The following is a 23,399-nucleotide window of genomic DNA, read 5'->3' on the forward strand; positions in this document are numbered from 1 at the left end:
ACATCCCCTCGTCCGGAAGGCCTGACATGACCGCTCCCGCCGAAGTGACGGTGCCCGACATCGGCGACTTCTCCGACGTGCCCGTCATCGAGATCCACGTCCGGCCCGGGGACGCGGTCGCGGCCGAGGACCCGCTGGTCACGCTGGAGTCCGACAAGGCCACGATGGACATCCCGTCGCCGGCCTCCGGTACCGTCCGCGAGCTGCACATCTCGGTCGGCGACACGGTGAACGTCGGGCAGCCGATCCTGCTGCTCGACCAGTCCGACGGGGCCGCCCCGGTCGAGCAGCTCGCGGCGGAGACGGTGGACCAGGAGGAGCCGACCGACGTCGTCACGGAGCACGCCCGGCGCTCTGCCGAGGCGGCGCACCCGTCGACCGCGCCCGGCGGTCCCCCCGTGAGCGCCACGGCGGCGCCGCCGGACTTCACCGGCGTGCACGCCGGGCCGAGCGTGCGCCGGCTGGCCCGCGAACTGGGGATCGATCTCACCGGGGTCACCGGCTCCGGACGGAAGGGACGGGTCACCAAGGACGACCTGCTCCGGGAGGTCCGCGGACCGCAGCAGGCCGCCCCGGCCCCCGCCCCCGCCGCAGCGGGAGGCGGCATCCCGGAGATCCCGCCGCAGGACTTCTCGAAGTTCGGGCCGGTCGAGGTGCAGCCGCTCTCCCGCATCCAGCGGGTGTCCGGGCCGCACCTGCACCGCTCGTGGCTCAACGTCCCGCACGTCACCCACGACGACGACGCCGACATCACCGACCTCGACGCCTACCGCAAGGAGCTCGACACCGAGGCCAGGGCGGAGGGGTACCGGGTCACGCTGTTGTCGTTCCTGCTCAAGGCGTCGGTGTCTGCCCTGCGCGAGTTCCCGCGGTTCAACAGCAGTCTGACCCCGGAGAAGGACGCCCTGGTCCTCAAGCGGTACTTCCACATCGGCGTCGCCGTCGACACGCCCGAGGGCCTGGTCGTCCCGGTCATCCGCGACGTCGACCGCAAGGGGATCCGGGAGCTCAGCCGCGAACTCGGCGAGGTGTCCGCGCGGGCCCGGGACGGCAAGCTGACCGCCACCGACCTGCAGGGGGGCTGCTTCACCATCTCCAGCCTGGGCGGCATCGGCGGGACGTCGTTCACCCCTCTGGTGAACGCCCCCGAGGTCGCCATCCTGGGCGTCGTGCGGTCGAAGACCGCCCCGGTCTGGGACGGCACCACGTTCGTGCCGCGGCTGGTGCTGCCGCTCTCCCTGTCCTACGACCACCGGGTGATCGACGGCGCGGCCGCTGCGCGCTTCACCCGGTACCTGTGCCACCTGCTCGAGGACGTCCGCCGCCTCGTCCTCTAGCACCAGCCGAAGCACCGCCCACCCCCAGCCCTGGAGCCTCCCGTGGACATGCGCATCCCCGACATCGGCGACTTCGCGGACGTCCCCGTCATCGAGGTCCACGTCGCCCCGGGCGACGTGGTCGCCGCCGAGGACCCCGTCCTGACCCTGGAGTCGGACAAGGCCACCATGGACATCCCCGCGCCGGCGGCCGGGACGGTCGAGGAGGTGCTGGTCCAGGTCGGCAGCCGGGTGTCCACCGGTGACGTGGTGCTGCGCATGACCGAGAGCGGCACCGGCACCGCGCCGGCCACCCACCCCGTCACCCACGAGGACGCCGTCCCCGCCCCGGTGGACCGCCCCGGCTACGGCTCGGCCGCCGGCGTCTACGACCGGGTCGAGGTGGTCGTGCCCGAGCTCGGCGACTTCGCCGACGTGCCCGTGACCGAGGTGCTGGTCGGACCGGGTGACCAGGTGGGTCCGCACACCCCCGTCGTGACCCTGGAATCGGACAAGGCGGTGATGGAGATCCCCGCCTCCCAGTCCGGCACCGTCGAGGACGTGGCGGTGCGGGTGGGCGACCGGGTCAGCGCCGGCAGCATCCTGCTCTTCCTGCGCACCGAGGACGCGCCGTCCCGGCCCGCCGCGGCGGCGACGCCCGCGGCGGAGCCGGCAGCCGCGTCCGGGCCCGGAGACGTCCGCGCCGACGTGCTCGTCCTGGGCGCCGGCCCCGGCGGGTACACCGCGGCGTTCCGCGCGGCCGACCTGGGCAAGTCGGTCGTCCTCGTCGATCGGTGGCCGGCGCTGGGCGGGGTCTGCCTCAACGTCGGCTGCATCCCCTCCAAGGCGCTGCTGCACGCGGCCAAGGTGATCGCCGAGACCCGGGAGATGGCCGAGCACGGGTTGTCCTTCGGGGAACCCTCGGTCGACGTCGGCAAGCTGCGCAGCTGGAAGGACCAGGTCGTCGGCCGCCTGACCGGCGGGCTCGCCGGCCTGGCCAGACAGCGCAAGGTCACCACCATCCGCGGCAGCGGCCGGTTCACCTCCCCGAACCAGGTGCAGGTCGAGCTGGCCGACGGCGGCACGACCACGGTCGACTTCGAACACGCGATCATCGCCGCCGGATCGGAGCCGGTCCGGTTGCCGTTCGTCCCGCACGAGGACCCGCGGGTCATGGACTCCACCGGCGCGCTGGAGCTGGCCGACGTCCCTCGGCGGCTGCTGATCCTCGGCGGCGGGATCATCGGGCTGGAGATGGCGACCGTCTACCACGAACTCGGCGCCGAGGTCACCGTCGTGGAGCTGATGGACCAGATCATCCCGGGCGCCGACAAGGACCTGGTCCAGCCCCTGTACAAGCGCATCTCGCAGACCTACGCCGGTGTCCACCTGAAGACCAAGGTGACCGCCGTCGAGGCGCGACCCGAGGGACTCGTCGCCACGCTCGAGGGCGAGACCTCCACCACCGCGACCTTCGACCGCATGCTCGTGGCCGTCGGACGGCGACCCAACGGTCCGGCGATCGGCGCGGAGCGGGCCGGCGTGGTCGTCGACGAGCGGGGTTTCGTGCCCGTGGACAAGCAGATGCGCACCAACGTCCCCCATATCTTCGCGATCGGCGACGTCGTCGGGCAGCCGATGCTCGCGCACAAGGCCACGCACGAGGGCAAGGTCGCCGCCGAGGTCACCGCCGGGCAGAACAGCTTCTTCGACGCCCGGGTCATCCCCTCGGTGGCCTACACCGACCCTGAGGTCGCCTGGGTCGGGGTCACCGAGAACGAGGCCAGGGCCGCCGGCATCCACTACGGCAAGGGCGTCTTCCCCTGGGCGGCCAGCGGCCGGGCGCTGTCCCTCGGCCGCGACGAGGGGTTCACCAAGCTGCTGTTCGACGAGGCCGGCCACCGGGTGATCGGTGCCGGGGTCGTCGGCCCGTCCGCCGGCGAGCTCATCGCCGAGCTGGGGCTGGCGATCGAGATGGGCGCCGACGCCGCCGACATCGGCCTGACCATCCACGCGCACCCGACGCTGTCGGAGACCGTGGGGATGGCCGCGGAGGCGTTCGAGGGCACTCTCACCGACCTGTACCTGCCGAAGCGGAAGAAGTAGCCGGGGGCTCAGGGAACGGGAGACCGCTCGGGCCGCGGGCGTCGACACCGGCACGTCCCCCGGCCGGCCTCGATCCTGGGATGGCACGGCTGCCACACCGCCTGGTTCGCGTGCTGCGCCTCGACGTCGTCGCCCGAGCACGGGCACCTCGGCCAGGACGACGCCGCACCGTCGCGTCGGCGCGGACCGCTCAGCCGTCGACCACCCCGGACCGACTCGACACCAGCCCGCGGACCTCGCGCAGCGCCACGGAGAGCGTCGCCAGGTCCACCCGGTCATCGGCGGCAACGTCACGGAGGACGCCCAGACACCGGCGGACCGCCGGCTGGTTGTGCTCGAACCACCGCTGGACCAGCTCGGCGCTGTCCTGCGGCGCGTTCCCGGCCCGCAGCACCTCGGCGGTCAGCGAGGCGCGGACGGCGTAGAGGTCGTCGCGGAGGGCGGCGCGCGCCAGGGTCTGCCACCGGTCGTCCCGGGGCAGCCGCAGGATGCGCTCGCGCAGCCAGTTCAGCTGCAACGGCTGACCGAGAGCGAAGTAGACGGCGGCCACCTGCTCCCGTTCGCGACCTGTCGCGCGGGCCACGTCGATGATGTCCAGCGCGGAGAAGAGCGCCGGCAGCGCGGCCACCCGCTGGGCGAGCGGCTCCGGGACCCCGTCAGCGGTGGATCGTTCGATCGCGGCGGCGAAGGTCTCGTCCGCCTGCTCCGAGCCGGCGAGGAGACGCGGCATCTCGTCGGCCAGCAGCGGGACGGCCGGCGCGAAGTGCTCGACGGTGCCGCGGATGTCCAGCGGCTGGCGACGGTTCCGGAGCAGCCAGCGGCTCGCCCGCTCGGCGAGCGTCCGGACCTCCAGCAGCAGCCGGATCTGGACCTCTGTCGGCACGTCGGCCAGCGACTCGATCTCGGCCTGCAGCCTCGTCAGCCCGAAGATCTCCCAGCTGGCGACGTGCGCGCGGGCGACGTGCGGGACGGGGAGGCCGGTCTCCTCGGCCAGGCGGAACGCGAACGTGCTGCCGGCGCGGTTGACCATCGCGTTCGTCACGCAGGTGGCGATGATCTCGCGTCGGAGCGGGTGGGCCGGGAGCCGGTCCGCGTACCGGTGCCGGACGGCGGCCGGGAAGTAGCGGGCCAGCTCGGCGGACAGGAAGGCGTCGTCCGGCAGGTCGGAGGCGAGCAGCTCGTCGTAGACCCAGATCTTCGAGTAGGCCAGCAGGACGGCGAACTCCGGCATGACCAGGCCGCGCCCGGCGGCGGCGCGCTCGGCCAGCTCGTCGTCCGTCGGCAGGAACTCCAGCTCCCGGTTGAGCCGCCCGAGCCGCTCGAGCGCGCGCAGGTAGCGCACGTGCACGTCGAGCATCGCCCGCGCCTGCGCTCGCGCGGTGTAGAGCGCGCGGGTCTGGGCGCGGTTGTCCCCGAGCACGAGCTCCGCCACCTCGTCGGTCATCTTGACCAGGAGGGCGTCCCGCTGCTTGCCCGTGAGGTCACCGTCGGCAACCACGCGGTCGAGGAGGATCTTGATGTTGACCTCGTGGTCGGAGCAGTCCACGCCGGCGGAGTTGTCGATCGCGTCGGTGTTGATCCGCCCGCCCCCGAGCGCGAACTCGATCCGCCCGCGCTGGGTGAAGCCGAGGTTGCCGCCCTCGCCGACGACCCGGCAGCGCAGCCGGCCGGCGTCGACGCGCACCTGGTCGTTGCGCTTGTCCCCCACCTCGGCATGGGTCTCCGTCGAGGCCTTGACGTAGGTGCCGATGCCGCCGTTCCACAGCAGGTCGACCGGCGCCCGGAGGACGGCCCGGACCAGCTCATCCGGGGTGAGGAACTCCTCCTCGACGTCGAGCCGGGCGCGGACCTCCGGGGAGAGCGGGATCGTCTTCGCCGTCCGCGGGAAGACACCGCCCCCGGTCGAGATCAGTGACGGGTCGTAGTCGGCCCAGCTGGACCGAGGGAGGGCGGACAGCCGGGCGCGCTCGGCGAACCCCACCGCGGGGTCGGGGTCGGGGTCGAGGAAGACGTGCCGGTGGTCGAAGGCCGCCACCAGGCGGAGGTGCCGGGACAGCAGCATCCCGTTGCCGAAGACGTCGCCCGACATGTCCCCGATCCCGACGACCGTGACGTCGTCGTCCTGCACGTCGACGCCGAGGTCGTGGAAGTGGCGCTGGACCGAGATCCAGGCCCCGCGCGCCGTGATGCCCATCGCCTTGTGGTCGTAGCCGGACGACCCACCCGACGCGAAGGCGTCGCCCAGCCAGAACCCGTACTCCTGGGAGATGGCGTTGGCGGTGTCGGAGAAGGTCGCGGTGCCCTTGTCGGCGGCCACGACGAGGTACGCGTCGTCCCCGTCATGGCGCACCACGCGCGGGGGCGGGACGACCTCGCCGGCCACCAGGTTGTCCGTCACGTCGAGCAGGCCACGGATGAACGCCGAGTAGCAGGCGACCACCTCGGCCTGCAGGGCGTCCCGGTCCGCGGGCGGGTCCTTGACCACGAAGCCGCCCTTGGCCCCGACCGGGACGATCACGGCGTTCTTCACCGTCTGTGCCTTCATCAGTCCGAGCACCTCGGTGCGGAAGTCCTCCGGCCGGTCGGACCAGCGCAGGCCGCCGCGGGAGACCGGCCCGCCGCGCAGGTGGACGCCCTCGACGCGCGGTGAGTAGACGAAGATCTCGAACACCGGCCGCGGGAGGGGCAGGTCGGGGATCTGTGCCGGGGCCAGCTTCAAGGACAGCCACGGCTTGGCCGCCCCGTCCGGCCCGACCTGGAAGTAGTTGGTCCGCAGCGTCGCCTCCACGATCCGGAGCAGGGTGCGCAGCACCCGGTCCTCGTTGAGGCTGGTGACGGCGTCGAGTCCGCCCTCCAGGTCGTGGACGACGTGCTTGGCGTCCAGCTCCCGGTCCACGGCGTGTTCGGGATCCAGCCGGACCCGGAAGAGCTCGAACAGCCCGCGGGCGAGGTCCGGATTGTCGGCGAGGGTCGCGACGGTGTAGTCCAGGGCGAAGGTGGCGCCGACCTGCCTGAGGTACTTCGCGTAGGCCCGCACGACGGCCACCTCGCGTCCCCGCAGCCCGGCGCGGAGCACCAGCCGGTTGAGCCCGTCGTTCTCCAGGTCGCCGCGCCAGACCATGGCGAAGGCCTCCTGGAAGCGCTCCCGCATCCCGTCGGTGTCGAGGCCGGTGACCCCCTCCAGGCGCAGCCCGAAGTCGTAGATGTAGACCAGTTCGGCTCCGGCCGGTCGTACCGCGTAGGGGCGTTCGTCGACGACGTAGACGCCCATGTTCTCGAGCAGCGGCAGGACGTCGGAGAGGGTGACGGACTGGCCGTGACGGAACAGCTTGAACCGCAGTGTGTCGGGGGGAGCCTCCAGCGGCCGGTACAGGTGCATCCCGAGGTCGTCGACACCGCCGAGTCCCTCCATCCGCCCGATGTCGACGACCGCTGCGGCGGCGGAGGTGTCCTGCCGGTAGGCCGCGGGGAACGCATCGGCGTAGCGGCCGTGCAGGTCGACCCCGCGTTCCTCCCCGAGCTGGTCGACCAGGGCGTCGTAGAGGTCGTCGGTCCACGAGCGCATGGCCGCGGCGAGCCGGGCCTCGATCTCGGCGACGTCGTACTCCGGGACCGCACCGGGCTCGGTGTGGACGGTGATGTGCAGCCGGGCCAGGACCGATTCGCTCACCTGCGTCGCGTACTGGGTGCTCACCCCGTGGAACGCGGACCGCAGGATGCCCTCGATCCGGGTGCGCAGGGCCGTGGTCAGCCGGTCGCGCGGCAGGTACACCAGGCAGGACATGAACCGGCCGAACACGTCGCGCCGCACCAGGAGGCGCAGCTGCTGACGGTCCTGGATGTCGAGGATCGTCGTGGCCGCCTCGAACAGCTGCTCGGCGTCGATCTGGAACAGCTCCTCGCGGGGGTAGCCCTCGAGGATGTCCCGGAGCATCCGCCCGTCGTAGCTGTCGGGGCGGTACCCGGCCCGGTCGAGCACCGCCTGCACCTTGCGGCGCAGGACCGGGATCTCCTGCGGCGACTGCCGGTAGGCCGCGCTCGCCATGAGGCCGAGGAACCGGCGTTCACCCACGACGTCGCCCTCGGGGCTCAGCCGCTTGACGCCGACGTAGTCCAGGTAGTTGGGCCGGTGGACGGTCGACCGGGAGTTCGCCTTGGTGAGGTTGAGCAACCCCGGCTCACGCGCCCTCTGCCGCACCTCCGGCGGCAGCTTCGCGAAGCTGTGCGAGACCGGGCGGCTCCGGCTGTCGCGCAGCAGCCCCAGCCCCGTCCCCGGGACGGCGCACAGCAGGTCCTCGCCGCCCTCCGTGCCCAACTCGTACTCGCGGTAGCCGAGGAAGGTGAAGTGGTCGTCGGCGAGCCACCGCAGCAGGGCTGCTGCCTCGCTCCGGTCCTCCTCCTCGAGGGACGCCGCCTCGACGTCCAACGCGCCGGCGACGGCCAGGGCTCGCTCCCGCATCGCCGACCAGTCCTCGACCGCGGCACGCACGTCGCCGAGGACGCGGCGGAGGTCATGGCCCAACTGGTCCAACACCGCCGCGTCGGTCTGCCGGTCGACCTCGAGGTGGACGAACGACTCGGCCAGCGCCCCCGACGTGGGATCGTGCCGGTCGAGGATGTCGACGAGCCGCCCCGTGTCGCGACGTACCGAGACGACGGGGTGCACGGTGAGGTGCAGTCCGAGTCCGTGCCGGATGACCTCCGTCGTCACCGAGTCGACCAGGAACGGCATGTCGTCCGTCACGATGTCGACCACCGTGTGCGGCGACCCGAAGCCGTGCTCCTCGAAGTCCGGCGAGTACACCCGCACCGCGGGCGCTCCCGGCGGCCGGTCGAGGGCGAGGGTCAGGTGCGACATCGCGGCGCCGTACAGATCGTGCACGGGCCGAGCTGCCAGGTCGCCGCGGGCGGTGCGCCCGTAGTACTGCCCGACGAACGTCGACAACAGCCGCTGCTGCTCCGGGGGCAGCCGGTCCTGCGCGTACCTCCGGATCTCGTCGATGATCTCGGTCCGGTCGCGGGACGGGATGGCGGGCATGGCGACCCCCTTCGGCCACGCCACAGCGTGCTCTCCTCGGAGGCACGCGCCAAGGACCGTGGGGCCGCCGGCCTCGGCACGTGTGCACGGCGAACGGTGGTCCCCCGAGAGGCCGTGGAGTGCGTGCAGTCCTGCACCGGATGACCCGGGCCGGCGCACTGGCACGAGACGCCCCGGGGCCGGGACGGCTCCTCGCACTCCCGGCCGCAGCTCGGCGCGATCGGTCTGTCCCGACCGGATCGCGGCGAGGTCACCCGCCCAGCGGACTAGGCAGCGCCCGCACCGGACGGGAGCAGCACGGGGAGCCAGCCGGTGCCGAGCTCCGAGAGATCCTGCAGGCTGAGGAGCACTGCCCGGCGGTCCGGTCACCAGGGCGTCCATCGACGCCACGGCTGCCGGGACCGTTCCGGTGCGGGCACGCCGAGCAGGACGGAGGACACCCATGTGGGCGCAGACGCTCAGCGGTCCCTTCTGCTTCGAGCGGGTCGAGGTGGCGGCCCCGGACCCCGCCGCCCTGCCGCCCGGGCACGTGCTGCTGGCCACCCGCGCCGGCGCCATCTGCGGCAGCGACCTGCCCAACTTCCGCGGCGGTGTGTGGCCGCACCCGGCCGCCGAGGACGGCTGGGGGGCCACGCGGGCGCCGGGCTTCCCGATGCACGAGATCGTCGGGGAGGTCGTCGCCAGCAGGCATCCCGACCGCTCCCCCGGCGACCTCGTCGTGGGCTGGGCGTCGATGTTCGACGGCATCGCCGAGCTCGTGGTCACCGACGGCGACGGCCTCGCCCGCTACGACACCGCCCTGCCGGCCACCACAGCGGTCATGCTGCAGCCCCTGGCCTGCGTCCTCTACGCCGTCGAGCAGCTCGGCGACGTCTCGGGGCAGACGGTCGGGGTGATCGGTCAGGGCCCGATCGGCCTGCTGTTCAGCCACGTCCTCAAGGCCCGCGGTGCGGCCCGGGTGACCGGCGTGGACCCGGTGGACCGCAGCGACGTCGCGTCCGCCTTCGGCGTCGACGAGGTGGTCACCGCCAGGGCCGAGCCGTGGGCGGCCTCGCTGTCCGACGCCGACCGGCCGTCCGTGGTCGTGGAGGCGGTGGGCCACCAGATCTCGACGCTGCAGCCGGCACTGGACGCCGTGGCGCCCGGCGGTCAGGTGTTCTACTTCGGCGTCCCGGACGACCCGGTCTACCCGTTCGACATGATGACCTTCCTGCGCAAGAACCTGACCCTGCGCTCGGGCGTCACCCTGGAGCGGAGCCGGGTGCTGGTGGACGCCGGGGCGTACCTGGCGGCACACCCCGGCCTGCGGGACTGCTACGTCAGCCACGTCCATCCCGTCACTGACGTGCAGGCGGCCTTCAACGCCGCGATCGCCCCCAAGCCGGGGCAGCTGAAGATCGCGGTCGACATGACGTGACCGCGGTCGTCCCGACCGCGTCGGACCCGGAGCCGGCCCGCGCCTCGCTGTCCCGTCGACGGCCGACGGGGCCCGGCCTCCCGTCCCTGGGCTGCCCTGCCGCCGAGGTCCTCGTGATCCGGTCGTGGACCGCTCGTCGAGCCCGACAGCTCCTGCCCCGGGCTCGCCCGGGCCTCCGCTGCCGACGTCGTGGACCCGGAGCCGCGAGGGCCGCACCGTCAGGACGGCGACCCGGCCGCGGGGGGTCGGCCGGCTCGCCGGCCGGCAGGCGGCCGATGCCGCGCCCGCGGCGGGAGCCCCCCGGCCGGCGGGGGCGGATCGAGAGCCCGGCCGATGCCGGCCAGGTCGTCCGCCAGCGTCAGCAACCAGCCCCAGGTGTCGAGCATCCGGAGCGCGTCGTCCGGGGCGGCGGCGAGCTCGTCTCGGGGCACCCGGTCCACCCGCACGGCCGGACGAGCCGTGGGCACCCGGTCGGCCGCGACGGCGGCCGCCGCCTCGCGGTAGCCCGCGGCGACGTCCGCGGCCGCGGTCCGCAGCTGCGCGGCCAGCCGCGGCCAGGGCGGCGGCGCGGCGGCAGGATAGCGAGACCGCAGGGTCCGGGAGTAGTCGTCGACACGGTGCACCACGCCGAGCACGGCCAGCCAGTCCACGCGGGAACCCGGCCGGGTCGGTTCGGACCGGTACTGCGCGTAGGTGTGGTCGAGCAGTGCGGCGCGCCGGCCGAGCGAGGTCTGGTGCGCCGACCCCGCACCGGTCAGCTGGCCGACGACGGCGACGATCTCCTCCGCACCTGCCCGCAAGCTCTTCCCGGCGGCCCGGAGCAGCTCCCCACGGCCTCCGCGCGGCCACACCGCGGCACCGATCAGGATGCCGACGAGCCCGCCGACGAGGACGTCCTCGAGGCGGACCTCGGCGAGGCGCCAGTTCACCGGAGCGACCTGGGCGAACAGCAGGGCGACGACGACGGTGAACCCGGCCTGCCCCGCCGCCACCCCGAACAGGGAGCCCGCCGCGAAGGCCACCACCATCAGCCCCGGCAGCACCCAGGCGTAGACCGGGGCGTCCGCCCCGACGAGGAAGAGCACTCCCCCGGCGACGACGGCACCGCCGGCGGTGCCGGCGACGGCGCGGACGAGCACCGAGCGCCCGGCGACCGCGCAGGTTCGCATGAGGCTCAGCGTCGCCAGCAGCACCCAGAAGCCGTGCGAGAGCTCGAGGACCCCGGCGACGGTGCGAGCGACGGCGAGGCCGAGCGCCAGCCGCACAGCGTTCTGCAGGTAGACCGAGCGCGGTGTCAGGTGTGCGCGCAGCCGCCGCCACCACAGCCGGCCGGTCGAGGCGGTGAGGAACCAGAGGTCCTCGGGGACGTGCGCCGGATCGGGGGCGGGCGCACCGACGGCGCCGCGGACGGTGAGCACCAGGCTGCGGGCGGCCTCCGCGACGGCGACGGTGGTGACACCGGCCCGCAGGGCCGCCGGCTCGGTGGCGCGGTCCAGGAACTCCTGCCTGCGCCACTCGCGGTGGGAGCCGAGCGCGAGATCGAGCCGGTCGGTCGACGGCGGGGGTCCGGTGCCGAGCAGGGCCTCCCGCCCCTCGGTCAGGACGTCGGCCACGGCGTCCATGAGCCGCGCGGTCGCGGGGTGGGTGCGGGACCCGCCGGAGGCGGGCCAGACGTCGGCGAGCACACCCAGTCGATCGGAGATCACCCGGATCGCCGCCGCGGCCCGGATCAGGGAACGGTCGCGGACGCCCGGCCCGAGCGGCCGCTCGGCGATCGGCACCGTGCTCAACCGCAGGCTCGCCGCGGCGTCCGCGGCGGCGGCCCGCAGCGCGGACGATCCCCCGTCGCCGCCGTCCCGCTGCTCGCGGGCCAGCACACGCGCGTAGGCCGCCACCCGCCCGGCGGCGTCGGCCACGCGGACGCCCGGGTCCGCCGGCTCGGGGGCCGGCCACAGCACCCGGTCGGCGACGGCGAGGAGCGTGATGCCCAGCCCGACCCCGAGCAGCCGCTGGTCGAGGGTGTCCGGTGCGTACGGGGGGAAGCACGGCAGTACGTAGAACAGCTGCAACCCGTTCACGACGCCGGCCATCCGCGGCCCGCCGACGCCGGCGTAGGCCACCAGGAACCCCACGACGAGCATGCCCAGGACGGCCGTCCAGGTGTGCACCGCCAGCAGCGTGCCGAGGGTCACCAGCAGACCGGCGATCACGAGGCTGCCGAGATACGTCCGGGTCCGGTCGGCCGGCGGTCCCGTGACCTCGGCGAGGGCGCCCAGGGCGACCACCGCGAACAGCGCGTAGAGGGCGGTGGTCGGATCGTCGACCAGGTACCGGCAGGTGGCGAAGCCGACGTAGGCGGCCACGGTGACCCGGCCGGCCCGCCGGACGGCGGCCAGCGACGGGTCACGCGCCCGGAGCCAGGTCAGGGCCCGCGCGGCTCCACCCGCCGCCGGTGCCGTGGCGGTGCCCGACCCGGTCACCGCGGCCCGGGCACGGCGCCGCCCACGCCTCCGGGCCGGTCCGGGCGGGCCGGCGTCGACCGTCCCCGCCCCGCCACGGAGGCGTTCCCGGTCGGCCCATCGCCGGTGACCAGTTCGTAGCGCCGCCCGTAGGTCTCGACCAGGGCCTGGACGGCGGCGACGACCGGGACGGCGATCAACGCGCCCATCGGCCCGAACAGGGTCGCGCCGACGATGACCGAGCCCAGCGCGACCGCCGGGTGGATGTGGACCGTGCGTGCGGTGATCCGCGGTCCGATCAGGTAGTTCTCCACCTGCTGGTACACGATGCCGAAGGCCACGACCCCCACCGCGTCCGCCGGGTCGCCGGCCAGCGCGACGAGCGCCGGCAGGCCGATCGCGAGGTAGGTCCCCACGGTGGGGATGAACTGCGACACGAGCCCGGTCCAGAGGGCGAGCGGCAACCAGTACGGCACGTCGACGACGAGGAAGAAGATCGCCGTGGTGAACGAACTGAGGATGGCCAGCAGCACCCGGGAGAGGACGTAGCCGCCGGTCTTCTCCGTCGCGATGTCCCACACGGTCGAGATGACCAGCTGCTGTCGGGGCGGGAAGCGCCGGGAGACGGTGTCACGCAGGGCGGGTGCCTGCGCGGACATGTAGTAGGCGAACAGCAGGAAGGTCAGCGTCTGGAAGACCGCTCCGACGATCGAGGTCACGACCCCGACGACACCCGGCGTGAGCTCCTCCACGAGCTGTTGGATCCGGTCGGGTGTGAGTTCCAGGGAGTCGACGATGTCGCCGGCCAGCAGCCGGGTGTCGAACGTCCGGTTGACCCAGCTCACCGCGCTCCCGACGACGTCGGGCAGCGAGCTCAGCAGCCCCGCGAGCTGGTCGACCAGCAGGGTGCCGAACGCGGCCAGGAACCCGACCCCGAACAGCACCACGACGAGCATGACGAGTCCGGTGCCGGCTCCGCGCCGTATGCCCCGCCGGGCGAGGGCACGCACCGGCGGCTCCATGCTGATCGAGAAGAGCCAGGACAGGAACAGCAGGCCGAGGAAGCTCCGGAGGCCGAGGAACGCCCATGCCGTCACCTGGTAGGCCGCGACGGCGGCCACCACCAGCAGCACGGCTCGTCGCACCCAGGGCGGCTCCCCGCCCCGGTGACCGGAACCGTCCGTCGCGGGGGCGGCTGCGGACGACGGCGGGACCGCCTCGTCGGCCGCCGCGCCGTCGGGCGCTCCGGTCCCCTGCACACCGGCACGCTAGGGCACCGTATGGTCCCGGTGCGCGTGCCGTGAGTCCGGTCTCCGCAGGCCGGAGTTCCCGGCCGCCACAGCACCGCGCCCGTTCGCGAGCGCGTCCCAGCACGCCGTGCTGACCGAGCGGCGGCCGCTGCCGGTGGACACCGGGACGACGCCCAGCAGGGTCGACGCGACGCACGGCGAGCCGGCGGGGTCCGGCTCCTCGGCCACGTCCCGTGGGAGCCCGCGTGGGAACGCGAGGCAGCCTGGATCAGGCCCCGTCGACGGAACTAGCCGGCGCCGAGCTGGCCGATGGCCTGATCGACCTCCCGGAGCAGCCTGGGGAAGTCGGCGACCTCGGCTTCCACGTCGTCGGGCAGCGGGGGCAGTGGCGGGCCGGATGGCAACCTCACCCCGGTCAGCCGCGCACAGGCCTCCCTGTGCTCAACGGTCGGGGCACGGTCGTGGAGCGTTCGGTGCTGGTCGGCAGCCTTCCGCGCCGCCTCCTCGGTCCCGGTGAGGTGCCACACCGCATCGAGGAGCATCGCGCGCTCGTGGGGCTCGATCGGGTCACGCTCGAGGGCTCGCAGCCGCTGGACGCCCTTCTCCACGTCCATGCGGTCGAGTGCCACCTGCAATCGGACGGACAGGATGTAGGCCTTCGTGGTCACGTCGCGCTCGTTGTGCTCGTTCGCCACGTCGAGTGCCTCCGAGTTGAGCCGCTCTGCCTGGTCGAGCCGGCCCTGGGCGAGATGGAGCTTGGCCAGCTGGTGGAGCCAGCCGCAGAGGAAGTACGGGGCGTCGAGGTGACGGGCGAGTGCGATGGCGTGCGTGAGGAGCCGCTCGGCTGCCCGGGCGAGGCCGAGGGCGGCCGCGATGGCGGCCACGTTCGCGACCTGGTCGGCGATGCTCGTCCAGTCCCGGAGTGCGACCCCGATGCGGAGCGCGTGCGTGAAGCACTTGATCGCCCCGACGAGGTCCCCCTGCCCCAGGTAGGCCTCACCCATGTTGCCGATGACGATGCCGGCGGTCTGCGTGTCGCCGATCTCATGGGCCACGGGAACGGCCTCTTGCCAGCAGGTGACCGCCCGCAGGTGGTCTCCGCTGCGCCAGTGCACCAGACCGAGGTTGTTCGTCGCGTGCAGCAGGCAACGTCGGTCGCCGGCCTCGGCAGCAGTGTCGAGAGCCTGTTGCAGCAGCGCACGTGACTCGGGGATCTCACCGGTGTTCATGTGCACCAGCCCGGTGTGGTTGAGCGCGACGCTCATCCCGGCGCGGTCACCAGCGTCGGTCGCCAGTGCGAGGTGGCGCTCAGCCGCGGCGAGCGCCTGGTCGTAGGCGCCTTGCTGGTACAGCGCATAGGTGAGGCGGTCCAGGGCCCTCGACAGCCCTCTGTGGTCGTCGAGCTGCTCGAACTCCTCGGCAGCCCGGGTCAGCCAGCTCACCGCTTCCGCATACGACTGGGTGAACATGAACAGGTCGCCGAGATCGCGCTGAGCCGCGGCGAGGACGTCGCGTCGGCCGCTGCGCGCGGCGATCTCCATCGCCTCCCGGTAGGCCTGCTCCGCCTTGGCCCACTGCCCCGTGAGGTGCCAGACGGCACCGAGTTCGACCAGTACGTCGCCGGTCTCGTCGACGGCGAGGAGCGGGAGCAGGCGTTCGTAGTGGGCGCTGGCGGCCTCGTTGGCGAAGGCGGCCTTGGCCGAGTCGCCGGCCGCCCGGAACCACACCCGCTGCTTGTCGACCCGCTTGCTGTGTCCGTAGTGATGCGCGAGCAGATCGACATACTGCGGGAGACGATCGGCACAGGCGGCCTCGATGAGCAGGCCGACCCGCTCGTGCAGCTGCTCCCGCATCTGGAAGGTGAGGCTCTGGTACGCCGCCTCCTGGATGATCGCGTGCTTGAACTGGTACTCGGGTTCAGCGGTGTCCGGTTGCCGGGGCGTCAGATCGAGCTCGTCCAGCCGTTCCAGGTGGAGCAGTACTTCTCGCGGCCCCCCTGCACTCGGATGGATCTGCGAGATCCATGCCGCAGGGAATCGGCGCCCGATGACGCTCGCCACCTTGATGGTGGCGTTCTCGCTCTCGCTCAACTGGTCGATCCGGGCCATCACGAGTCGCTGGAGCCCATCCGGGAGTTCGAGGCCGGTGAAGGCGCGAGGATCGCGGAGCTCGACGCCTCGGCCGTGCAGGTAGCTGACCAGCTCCTCGAGGTAGAAGGGGTTGCCCTCGCCACGCTCGGCGATCTGCTGGACCATGTCCGGCGCGATCGTGGCGTCGGCGCCGTAGCGCTGGTGCAACCGCAGGCCGACCAGCCGCTCGGCGTCAGCCGGAGCCAGCTCGGTCAGCCGCTCCTCGGTCACGTGGGCGAGCGGCAGGATCGGCGTCATCACCGGCGGGTCGGTGGCGGTCCGGCGCGCCGTCACCAGCACGAGCACCGGGAGGTCGGCGACGTTGCGTCCGAGGAACTCGAGGAGTGTCTGCGAGGCGGCATCGATCCAATGGCAGTCCTCCAGCATGAGGAGCACCGGTCCGGTCCTGGCGCGGGCGCGCAGGCACCTCAGGAGCAATGACTGGAGCAGATCTTCCCGACCCTGGTGATCGAGATCGGCCGTGAAGTCGCTGTCGGGGATCGGGAGGTTCACGACCGGCGCCAGCAACGGCGCGCGCTCCCCCGAGCCGCCGTCGAGGTGCGTGATCGCCTCGACGAGCGCAGCCTGCTGCTCCGCGATGGGCAGCGCGGCGTCCACCTGCAGGAGGCCACGCCAGATCGGGCGCCAGACGAGGTAGCCGGTGGTCGTGCCATGGGAACGGCAGGCGCCGCCGTGGACTGCGAACCCGAGCCGCTCCGCCATGTCGACGATCTCGGCAGCGAGCCGGGACTTGCCGATCCCCGGGTCCCCGCTCAGACAGACGACCTGCCCCTCACCGGACAGGCTCCGCTCCACGAGCGTCCGGACCCTGGCGACCTCAGCGGACCTACCCACCAGCGCGTGGCCGGCGGCGAGCCCGGGCGGTCGGGCCGGTGGCCGATCGTGCACGGCGTGGACTGTCCAGATCCCGATCCGCCCGGCCTTGCCCTTCACCTCGACCGGCTCGAGCCCGTCCTGGACGACGATCCCACGCAACCGTTCGTGGCTCGGCTCATCGATGAGGAGCTGGCCCGGCGCGGCTATCTGCATGAGGCGCGCCGCCAGGTTCACCGAGTCGCCGATCACGGCATACTCGCGCCGGAGGTCCGAACCGATCTCACCGCAGTACACGGAGCCACTGGTGACGGCGGCTCGGGAGGAGTCGCCGAGCACCCGGAGCAGCTCCAGACAGCACCGGACCGCACGTTCTTCGTCGTCCTCGTGACTGGTCGGCGCGCCGAAGAAGACGACCAACAGGCCGCCTTTGTCGCCAGTGGCCACCTGCCGCAGGTGGCCACCATAACGGTCGATCACCTGCACGGCGGCGGCCACGTGTTGCTGCAGGGACGTGACCGCCATGGCCCCGTCGCCGGCTGATCCGGGCAACCTCACGAAAGCGGAGGTCACCCTGCGGTGCTCGTTGACGAATTCATGCCGCCCGGAACGCAGCCGTTCGGCGATGACGGGGTGGAAGAAGGGGCCCAGACGCTCTGCCACGTCCTCGACAGTTGTTCCGGGCCGAGTCGGCCGGACCGGCTGGACGCCGTGGTGCACGCCACCGACGACGTGCCATTCACCCCGGTGCTCCAGCACCCGCACGGCGAGATCCACCTCGAGGAGGCCACCGTCTACGAGGACCTCGCCGCTGTGAGCCCGTTGCTCGGCGGCGACTGCACGATCGAGTGCCTCCCCGGTGAGCACGGGCTGCAGGCGGATCGTCGGATCCCCCACGACGGTGTGCACCACGGGTCCGGCACCGAGACCCACCTTCATCCCCAACCCGAAGGTCCCGGCGCGGGTGGCCATGTCGCGGAACCGCCCGACTGCCTGCTGCATGTCCAGCGCACACTGGACCGCCCGCCGCACCGTCAGCCGTCGGGTCCGGCGGTCGTTGGTGAACAGCGCCATCACTGCGTCGCCGGCGAACTCCACCAGGTCGCCGCCGTAGCGCGAGATGCAGTCGGCCATCGCGCCGAACCAGCCGTTCAAGATCCCGGTGAGTTCCTCGGTGCCGAAGCTGCCGGCCCGGGCCAGCGCCTCGCTCATCGGGGTGAAGCCCACGACGTCGGCGAAGAGCACCACCGCATCGGTCCGCTCGGCTCTGGCGACGGGCACGTCCCCGTCGTGCCCGAGCAGTGTCCGGACCACGTGGTCGGGCACGAACGACTGCCACACCGCGCTCACGACCGCAGCATCGCGGGGATCGTCGATCAGGACGGGGTCGTCGGTCACCACAATGCCCCTTGTGCCGCTATCGGCACGGACTGTATTTTATCGATCTTGCACACGCGGCGCCGGACCGTCGCCGAGGACAGTCGAGGAACGTCGGCATGTCGCACTCCAGCAGTGACGCGGCAATCGAGGTCATCAAGGTCGGACGCGACGGCATCCGCTTCCGCTTCGGCGCCGAGTTGCACATTCCCGAGCACCCGAGCTGGGTGCCGCCCCGACCTCCCGATGAAGCACTGCCCGCCCAGTACGACAGGTTCTGGGTCACCGCGACATCGCCGCCCCCCACCCGGGACGGCAAACCCTGGGAATGGGGTCTCATGGTGGCCGATCCCGGCCAGGACCCGCCACCAGCGTTCGACCCGACGGTGGACGGGGAATGGCAGCGCCACGGCATCACCTGGGTCGACGGCATTCCTTTGCTCGACACGCCGCCGCTCGACTCGGTCATCCTCGACCAGGCACTCCACGTGCCGTTCGAGTGGGGACGGGAGATGACGTTCGAGGAGAAGCCGGACCCGCTCGGCTTCCTCTCCGTTCCCTACAAGCAACCGTATGAGTACGACCCCACGTACGTGTCCGTCGGCGTGAACTACTACGGGGAGTACACCCTCCCCTGGCGCACACCGCTCGCGCCCGGTGCCTGGGTCGCCGTCAGCTTCGATCGCTTCCGGCCCCCAGAGCGCAAGAGCGCCGACTTCATCACCCAGGTCCGGGACTGCAACCTCTTCCACTCGCCGTCCTGGAGGCCTGCGGCCGGGTGAGCGGCGACCGGAGGGCCGGGCACGAACCCGTTCGGCAGCAGGTGGCACCGGGGAGACGACGGGGAACCGTGGCGGCGGCGCCCGCAGGTCGAGCACAGGGTCCAGGAGCCCACCCAGCCCTGCCGTCAGCCGGCGCATCGTCTCCGGCGACACGGGTTCGCGGCGGTGTGCCGACGACACCTGGCTCGCGGTCGTGTTCGCGGGAGCGCCGCTCGCGATCCCGTCGCGCAGTGTCGCTTCCGCCGACGTGGGCACACCACGGCCCTCGGCCTGAAGCGGCGGATCAGCGTCCATCGCGACTCCGAGGGATGACGATGACACCGTAGGCGGGTTCCGCCGAGGACGGGCCACCTCCGCCCGTGCCTGCCGGACTCCCCGACCCTCGACGCGGACGTTAGGCGCGGAGGCGTCACGGAATCGTCACCCGTGGGGTCGACCGTCCCGCCCGGTCCGACCCACGGGGCGCCGCGGCAGGCGGGATCGCACCGGTTGTGGACGGATGAGGTCAGAGGTCGGCTGATCCCCATCCCCGTTCGGCCAGCTTGTCCCGCAGGCGGGACAGTGCGCGTGCCCGCGTCGGGCCGATGCTGCCGATGGGCATGGCGCACTTCGCCGCGACGACGTCGTACGAATCCAGCTCGTCCCGGAACAGGGCGACGAGCAGACGCTGCTGCCGCGGCGAGAGCTCGGCCACGGCGGCCCACAGGTCACGAGCCTCGTCGCGGTCGGCGACGTCTCCCGCCGGATCGACCGTGGGGTCCGGGGCCTCGTCGACCGTGGGCAGGGGGCGGAGTCGAGCGGCCCGGCGCAGGACTGCCAACGACTCCCGGGTCGCGGTGACCCAGAGCCATCCCGCCAGGCGCTCCGGATCGCGGATGCTGCGGAGGTTCTGGAGCAGGCGCATCCAGGTCGTCTGCGCCACGTCGTGGACGTCCGCCGACTGGAGGCGGAAGGACGCGGCCACCGACCGGACGAGACCGTCGTACTCGTCGATCAGTCGTCCCCAGGCCGACTGATCGCCCTCTACCGCCCGTGCCAGCAAGGTGGCGTTGTCGCATCCTCTGGTGGCGTGCGCTGTGGTGGGACATGCCTGTGTGGCCATCGCGCAGGAGTCCGTTCTGACCTGATCCGCCCGATGCGGTCCCTCAGCGGATCGTGGATGTGTGGAGCAGCCCGGGTCCGGGCCGTGCCCCCCCACCTCCGTGGATCAGGAGACGGTCGGGGCGGTCGTCCGGCGCACCGGATCCGGCTGCGGAGCGACGCTATGGCCCGGCGGTGCGGCCGGGCTGCCAACCGGCTGACACGCCGCCTGTCATCCGGATGACAGGTGCGTCCGATCGACCGGGCGTCGCAGGCCGTCAGGGCAGAGCCGCTGTCGCTACCGGGGATCGGTCGGGCGTCGACCGGCGCGGGACGTCACAGGCCCGCGCGGCGGCGCAGCGCAGCGGGATCACGCAGCACGATGACGCGACCGTCGACCGAGATCAGACCGCGGGACGCGAAGACCTGCAGGATCCGGTTGACCGCGGGACGGGTGGCCCCGACCATCGCGGCGATGTCGGACTGCGACAGCCCGACGTCGAGCACCGTCTGATGGTCGTCCCGCGCGTGGCGCTGGGCGAGCTGGAGCAGGACCTTCGCGACACGACCTGCCAGATCGAGGAAGACGAGGCCGCCGGTCTGCTCGGTCAGCCGGCGGACCAGCTGCCCGAGCGAGCGGAGAACGGCGTCGAGGACCGCCGGGTGAGCGGCCATCGCCTCCAGCACCGCCGCCCGCGGCACCATCAACACGGTCGTCGGCTCGACGGCGACGACCGAAGCCGAGCGCGGCGAGCCGTCGAGGATGGCCAGCTCGCCGACGGTCTCGTGCCGGCCGAGGGTGACCAGCACGATCTCGTCGCCCTGCTCCGACGTCAGCACGACCTTGACCAGGCCCGTACAGACCACAGCGAGGTGATCTCCCGGGTCGCCCTGGTACCAGAGGTACTGCCCCCGGCCGTAGGTCCGCTGCCTGCTGCCCGCGGCCAGGCCGAGCAGAGACCCCCGATCGAGCGCGCCGAACACGTGCGTCGACCCGAGCACCGCAGCCGCCTGTTCAGGAGTGAGCTGCGGCCTCATGACGCGATCCCCAGACCCGAGGACGGCCCGTACACCCGAGCACGGTACTGCCGCTGCGGGGTCGCGGACCCTACCTCGGTGCCCGCACGGCCGGAGGGCCGCTCACCAAGGCCGGACACCCGACCGCGGACGATCCACGACCCGCCGCCCACGGCCGTGCCCTCTGGCTCGCATCACGGGCTCCGCGTGGGTGTTGCGCAGGCGAGGACCGGAGACCCCTGCCACCCCGGGGATCCTGGCGGTCAGGCTCGCAGGGCGTCCCCCTGTGCGGGCGACGCCCGCAGCGCGTCCGTCAGCAACGCGACCAGCGCCTCGAGCTGCACGTCGGCCGACGAGGCGACCTGCTCGTCCGATCCGTTGAGCGCCCGGGCGGCGAGCCCCGCCTTGCCCTCGATCAGCTCGGCGATCCGGGCGTCGATGGTCTGGGCGGCGATGATGCGCCACGCGGTGACCGGCTCCGCCTGCCCGATGCGGTGGCTGCGGTCGATGGCCTGGGTCTGCTCCGCGTCGGTCCAGGACAGCTCGGCCAGCACGACGTTCGAGGCGACCTGCAGGTTCAGGCCCACGCCGGCGGCGGTCAGCGAGCACACCGCGACGGCGACGTCCGGGTCGTTCACAAAGGCGTCGACGTTCGCCTGCCGCGCCGTGGGCGTCTGGTCGCCACGGATCGACGAGAAGCGCACGCCCTGCCGGGCGAAGGTCTCCTCGGCCGCGTCCATCACGTCGACGTGCTTGGCGAAGAACACGACCTTGCCGGCGCTGCGGGCCAGCTGCGCCGCGTAGTCCGCGGCCAGCTCGGCCTTCGCGCGGCCGATGCGTCGGATCATGGTGAACACGTTCTCGCCGGACTGCGCGGTCGCCGCGTCCTTCAGCTCCGACCGGGCCACCCGGCGGACGAGGTCCACGTCGATGCCGTTGTCGATGCCCTCGACGACGGCACCGGAGGATCGGTTCGCGAGCGCGGTCTCGTACCGCGCCACCATCCGGCGGGCGAGGTCCCGCTCGGCCGCCCGGATCGACCGCCCGACCGGTCCGTCGAGCTCGACGGGGAGATCGGCGATGCGGCGGGCGGGGATGTCGGCGGCCACGTCGACCTTGCGGCGGCGGACGATGCCGAGGTCGATCACGCACTGGCGCGCCGCGGCGTAGAAGCCCCGGTCGGCGGGCGTCAGGCCGGTGTCCTCGAGCGCGTCCATCAGCTCGTCGAGTGGCTTGCTGTCGTCGATCCAGCCGAGGAACTGCCAGATCGCCCGGAAGTCCTCGATGTCGTTGATCAGCGGGGTGCCGGTCAGCGCCATCAGCAGGGGCCGCGGGCCGCGGGACCGGATGCGGTCGGAGAGCGCGAGGACGTGCCGCGAGCGCTGCGAGGTCTGGTTCTTGATGAAGTGGGCCTCGTCCACGACCATGCCGCGGAAGCCGAAGTCGCCGAGCCAGCCCACGTGGCGGTCGAGCACCTCGTAGTTGACCACGACGATGTCGGCGAAGCCGTCGACCGTCTCGCCGTCGCCCTGCACCACGGTGGCCCGGCGGAGGGGCGTCCAGCGGGCCGCCTCGCGTGCCCAGTTCGTCTTGACGACGTTCGGCACGACGACGAGCAGCGGGTAGGCGTCCGCCGCCTCCGCAGCCAGCAGGGACTGGGCCGTCTTGCCCAGACCCGGCTCGTCGGCGAGCAGGAACGTCCGGTGGCCGGCAGCGGCCGCGGCGACCAGCTGCCCCTGGTGCGGCATCAGCTCGAGGCCCGCCGGGGTGAACCGTGCCGTCGGCTCCGGGAGCGCCATGCACGCCGCTGCTCCCCCGCCGGCGCGCTCGAACGAGCTCAGCAGGGGGCCGAGCAGTTCCCAGCCGGCCAGGCGGCGCGGACGGGAGGTGCGCTCCGGAACGGCGGAGAAGTCGGGGGCGAGAAAGGGGTTCGCCAGCTGCCGCGAGATCACCGACTGCGGCACGACCCGCCGCTCCGTGCCGGCGGGAACGGTCGCGGTCTCCGCCGGCTCGACCTCGTCGGGCGCCGGCTCGATGCCGAGGTCCCGCAGCATGTCCCACTTGAGCGACCGAGCCGCGTCGGAGACGACGGCGTCGTCGGCGAGCAGCGCCAGCAGCCCGGCGTCCCGGACGGCGGTCGTCGCGAGGACGGTCGCGATGCCGTCCAGGCGCTTGAGCTGCTCGGCCCGCTGGTTGTCGCTGCCGGCCGCCGCCTGGACGCGGGCGCGCTCGTCCCGCAGCAGCAGGGCGACGGCCTGGAACTTCGTGCGAACGGCAGGCGTCACACGGCCGCGCTGGGTGGCCGCCTCGACCTCACGAACGGTTCGGGCGAGCACCGAGACAACGTCGCCGCGGTGGCGGACGCCTCGCTGCTTGCGCGGGGCGGTACGGCGAGCGCCCGTCTGGCGCTGGCCTGGTCGAGTCACGGACTCCTCCTCTGGAATGCCGGGCACGGTGGCCGCGGCAGCATGCCGCACGCTCCCGCGGACGGCTCGGGGAACGGCCGCAGGAAGGGCCTGGCACTCCGAACGCGGAGCCGGCTCGCGGATCACCAGGGATCGACACCAGCGGGCTGCGCGGACCTCCCACGGGGA

11 protein-coding genes are annotated in these 23,399 nt (G+C 72.8%); 4 read left to right on the top strand and 7 right to left on the bottom strand.

Going from position 1 to position 23,399, the window contains the following annotated elements; translation table 11 throughout:
- The first annotated feature begins 2 nt into the window (after positions 1-2).
- Both aceF and lpdA read left to right on the top strand, forming a co-directional pair.
- A complete protein-coding gene (gene aceF / locus ACU610_RS07750) occupies positions 3-1,337 on the top strand; it encodes a dihydrolipoyllysine-residue acetyltransferase (RefSeq protein ID WP_446770704.1) in 1,335 nt (444 codons plus the stop codon).
- A 48-nt stretch (positions 1,338-1,385) separates the two neighbouring features.
- Positions 1,386-3,422 (top strand): dihydrolipoyl dehydrogenase, encoded by a 2,037-nt coding sequence (gene lpdA, locus ACU610_RS07755; RefSeq protein ID WP_446770705.1) that lies wholly within the window; start codon positions 1,386-1,388, stop codon positions 3,420-3,422.
- A gap of 190 nt (positions 3,423-3,612) precedes the next feature.
- Here lpdA and ACU610_RS07760 read toward each other — a convergent pair whose 3' ends face one another.
- Positions 3,613-8,460, bottom strand: a complete 4,848-nt coding sequence (locus ACU610_RS07760) for an NAD-glutamate dehydrogenase (protein WP_446767123.1) — start codon at positions 8,458-8,460, stop codon at positions 3,613-3,615.
- Between the two features lie 442 nt (positions 8,461-8,902).
- Here ACU610_RS07760 and ACU610_RS07765 point away from each other — a divergent pair, with 442 nt between their 5' ends.
- Positions 8,903-9,877 (top strand): zinc-binding dehydrogenase, encoded by a 975-nt coding sequence (locus ACU610_RS07765; RefSeq protein WP_446767124.1) that lies wholly within the window; start codon positions 8,903-8,905, stop codon positions 9,875-9,877.
- 218 nt (positions 9,878-10,095) lie between these two features.
- Here the strand turns inward: ACU610_RS07765 and ACU610_RS07770 are convergent, their stop codons facing one another.
- From ACU610_RS07770 to ACU610_RS07780, 3 genes are all read right to left on the bottom strand, one after another.
- Positions 10,096-12,357 carry an FUSC family protein gene (locus tag ACU610_RS07770; protein ID WP_446767125.1) on the bottom strand — a complete coding sequence of 754 codons (2,262 nt, stop codon included), beginning with the start codon at positions 12,355-12,357 and terminating at the stop codon, positions 10,096-10,098.
- Entirely contained in the window at positions 12,354-13,481 is a 1,128-nt protein-coding gene (locus tag ACU610_RS07775; protein WP_446767126.1) for an AI-2E family transporter, read from the bottom strand. The genes ACU610_RS07770 and ACU610_RS07775 overlap by 4 nt, the downstream gene beginning before the upstream one ends.
- A 392-nt stretch (positions 13,482-13,873) precedes the next feature.
- Positions 13,874-17,797 (bottom strand): tetratricopeptide repeat protein, encoded by a 3,924-nt coding sequence (locus ACU610_RS07780; RefSeq protein WP_446767127.1) that lies wholly within the window; start codon positions 17,795-17,797, stop codon positions 13,874-13,876.
- Between the two features lie 248 nt (positions 17,798-18,045).
- Here ACU610_RS07780 and ACU610_RS07785 point away from each other — a divergent pair, with 248 nt between their 5' ends.
- On the top strand, positions 18,046-18,708 hold the full coding sequence (locus tag ACU610_RS07785; RefSeq protein WP_446767128.1) for a hypothetical protein: 663 nt from the start codon (positions 18,046-18,048) through the stop codon (positions 18,706-18,708).
- A gap of 505 nt (positions 18,709-19,213) precedes the next feature.
- On the opposite strand, the gene ACU610_RS07790 is transcribed toward ACU610_RS07785, so the two are convergent.
- The 3 genes from ACU610_RS07790 to ACU610_RS07800 form a co-directional block, all read right to left on the bottom strand.
- Positions 19,214-19,750, bottom strand: coding sequence for an RNA polymerase sigma factor (locus ACU610_RS07790; RefSeq protein ID WP_446767129.1), 537 nt, complete (start codon positions 19,748-19,750; stop codon positions 19,214-19,216).
- Positions 19,751-20,124: 374 nt separating this feature from the next.
- Positions 20,125-20,826, bottom strand: a complete 702-nt coding sequence (locus ACU610_RS07795) for a Crp/Fnr family transcriptional regulator (protein ID WP_446767130.1) — start codon at positions 20,824-20,826, stop codon at positions 20,125-20,127.
- Between the two features lie 242 nt (positions 20,827-21,068).
- Positions 21,069-23,090 carry a DEAD/DEAH box helicase gene (locus ACU610_RS07800; protein WP_446767131.1) on the bottom strand — a complete coding sequence of 674 codons (2,022 nt, stop codon included), beginning with the start codon at positions 23,088-23,090 and terminating at the stop codon, positions 21,069-21,071.
- Between the last annotated feature and the right edge of the window lie 309 nt (positions 23,091-23,399).

Source organism: Geodermatophilus sp. URMC 61, from assembly GCF_052931555.1.

Excerpts from the sequence above, each read along its gene's own strand:
- lpdA (WP_446770705.1), top strand. The coding sequence starts at position 1,386 with ATGCGCATCCCCGACATCGGCGACTTCGCGGACGTCCCCGTCATCGAG.
- ACU610_RS07760 (WP_446767123.1), bottom strand. The coding sequence starts at position 8,460 with ATGCCCGCCATCCCGTCCCGCGACCGGACCGAGATCATCGACGAGATC.
- ACU610_RS07765 (WP_446767124.1), top strand. The coding sequence starts at position 8,903 with ATGTGGGCGCAGACGCTCAGCGGTCCCTTCTGCTTCGAGCGGGTCGAG.
- ACU610_RS07785 (WP_446767128.1), top strand. The coding sequence starts at position 18,046 with ATGTCGCACTCCAGCAGTGACGCGGCAATCGAGGTCATCAAGGTCGGA.
- ACU610_RS07795 (WP_446767130.1), bottom strand. The coding sequence starts at position 20,826 with ATGAGGCCGCAGCTCACTCCTGAACAGGCGGCTGCGGTGCTCGGGTCG.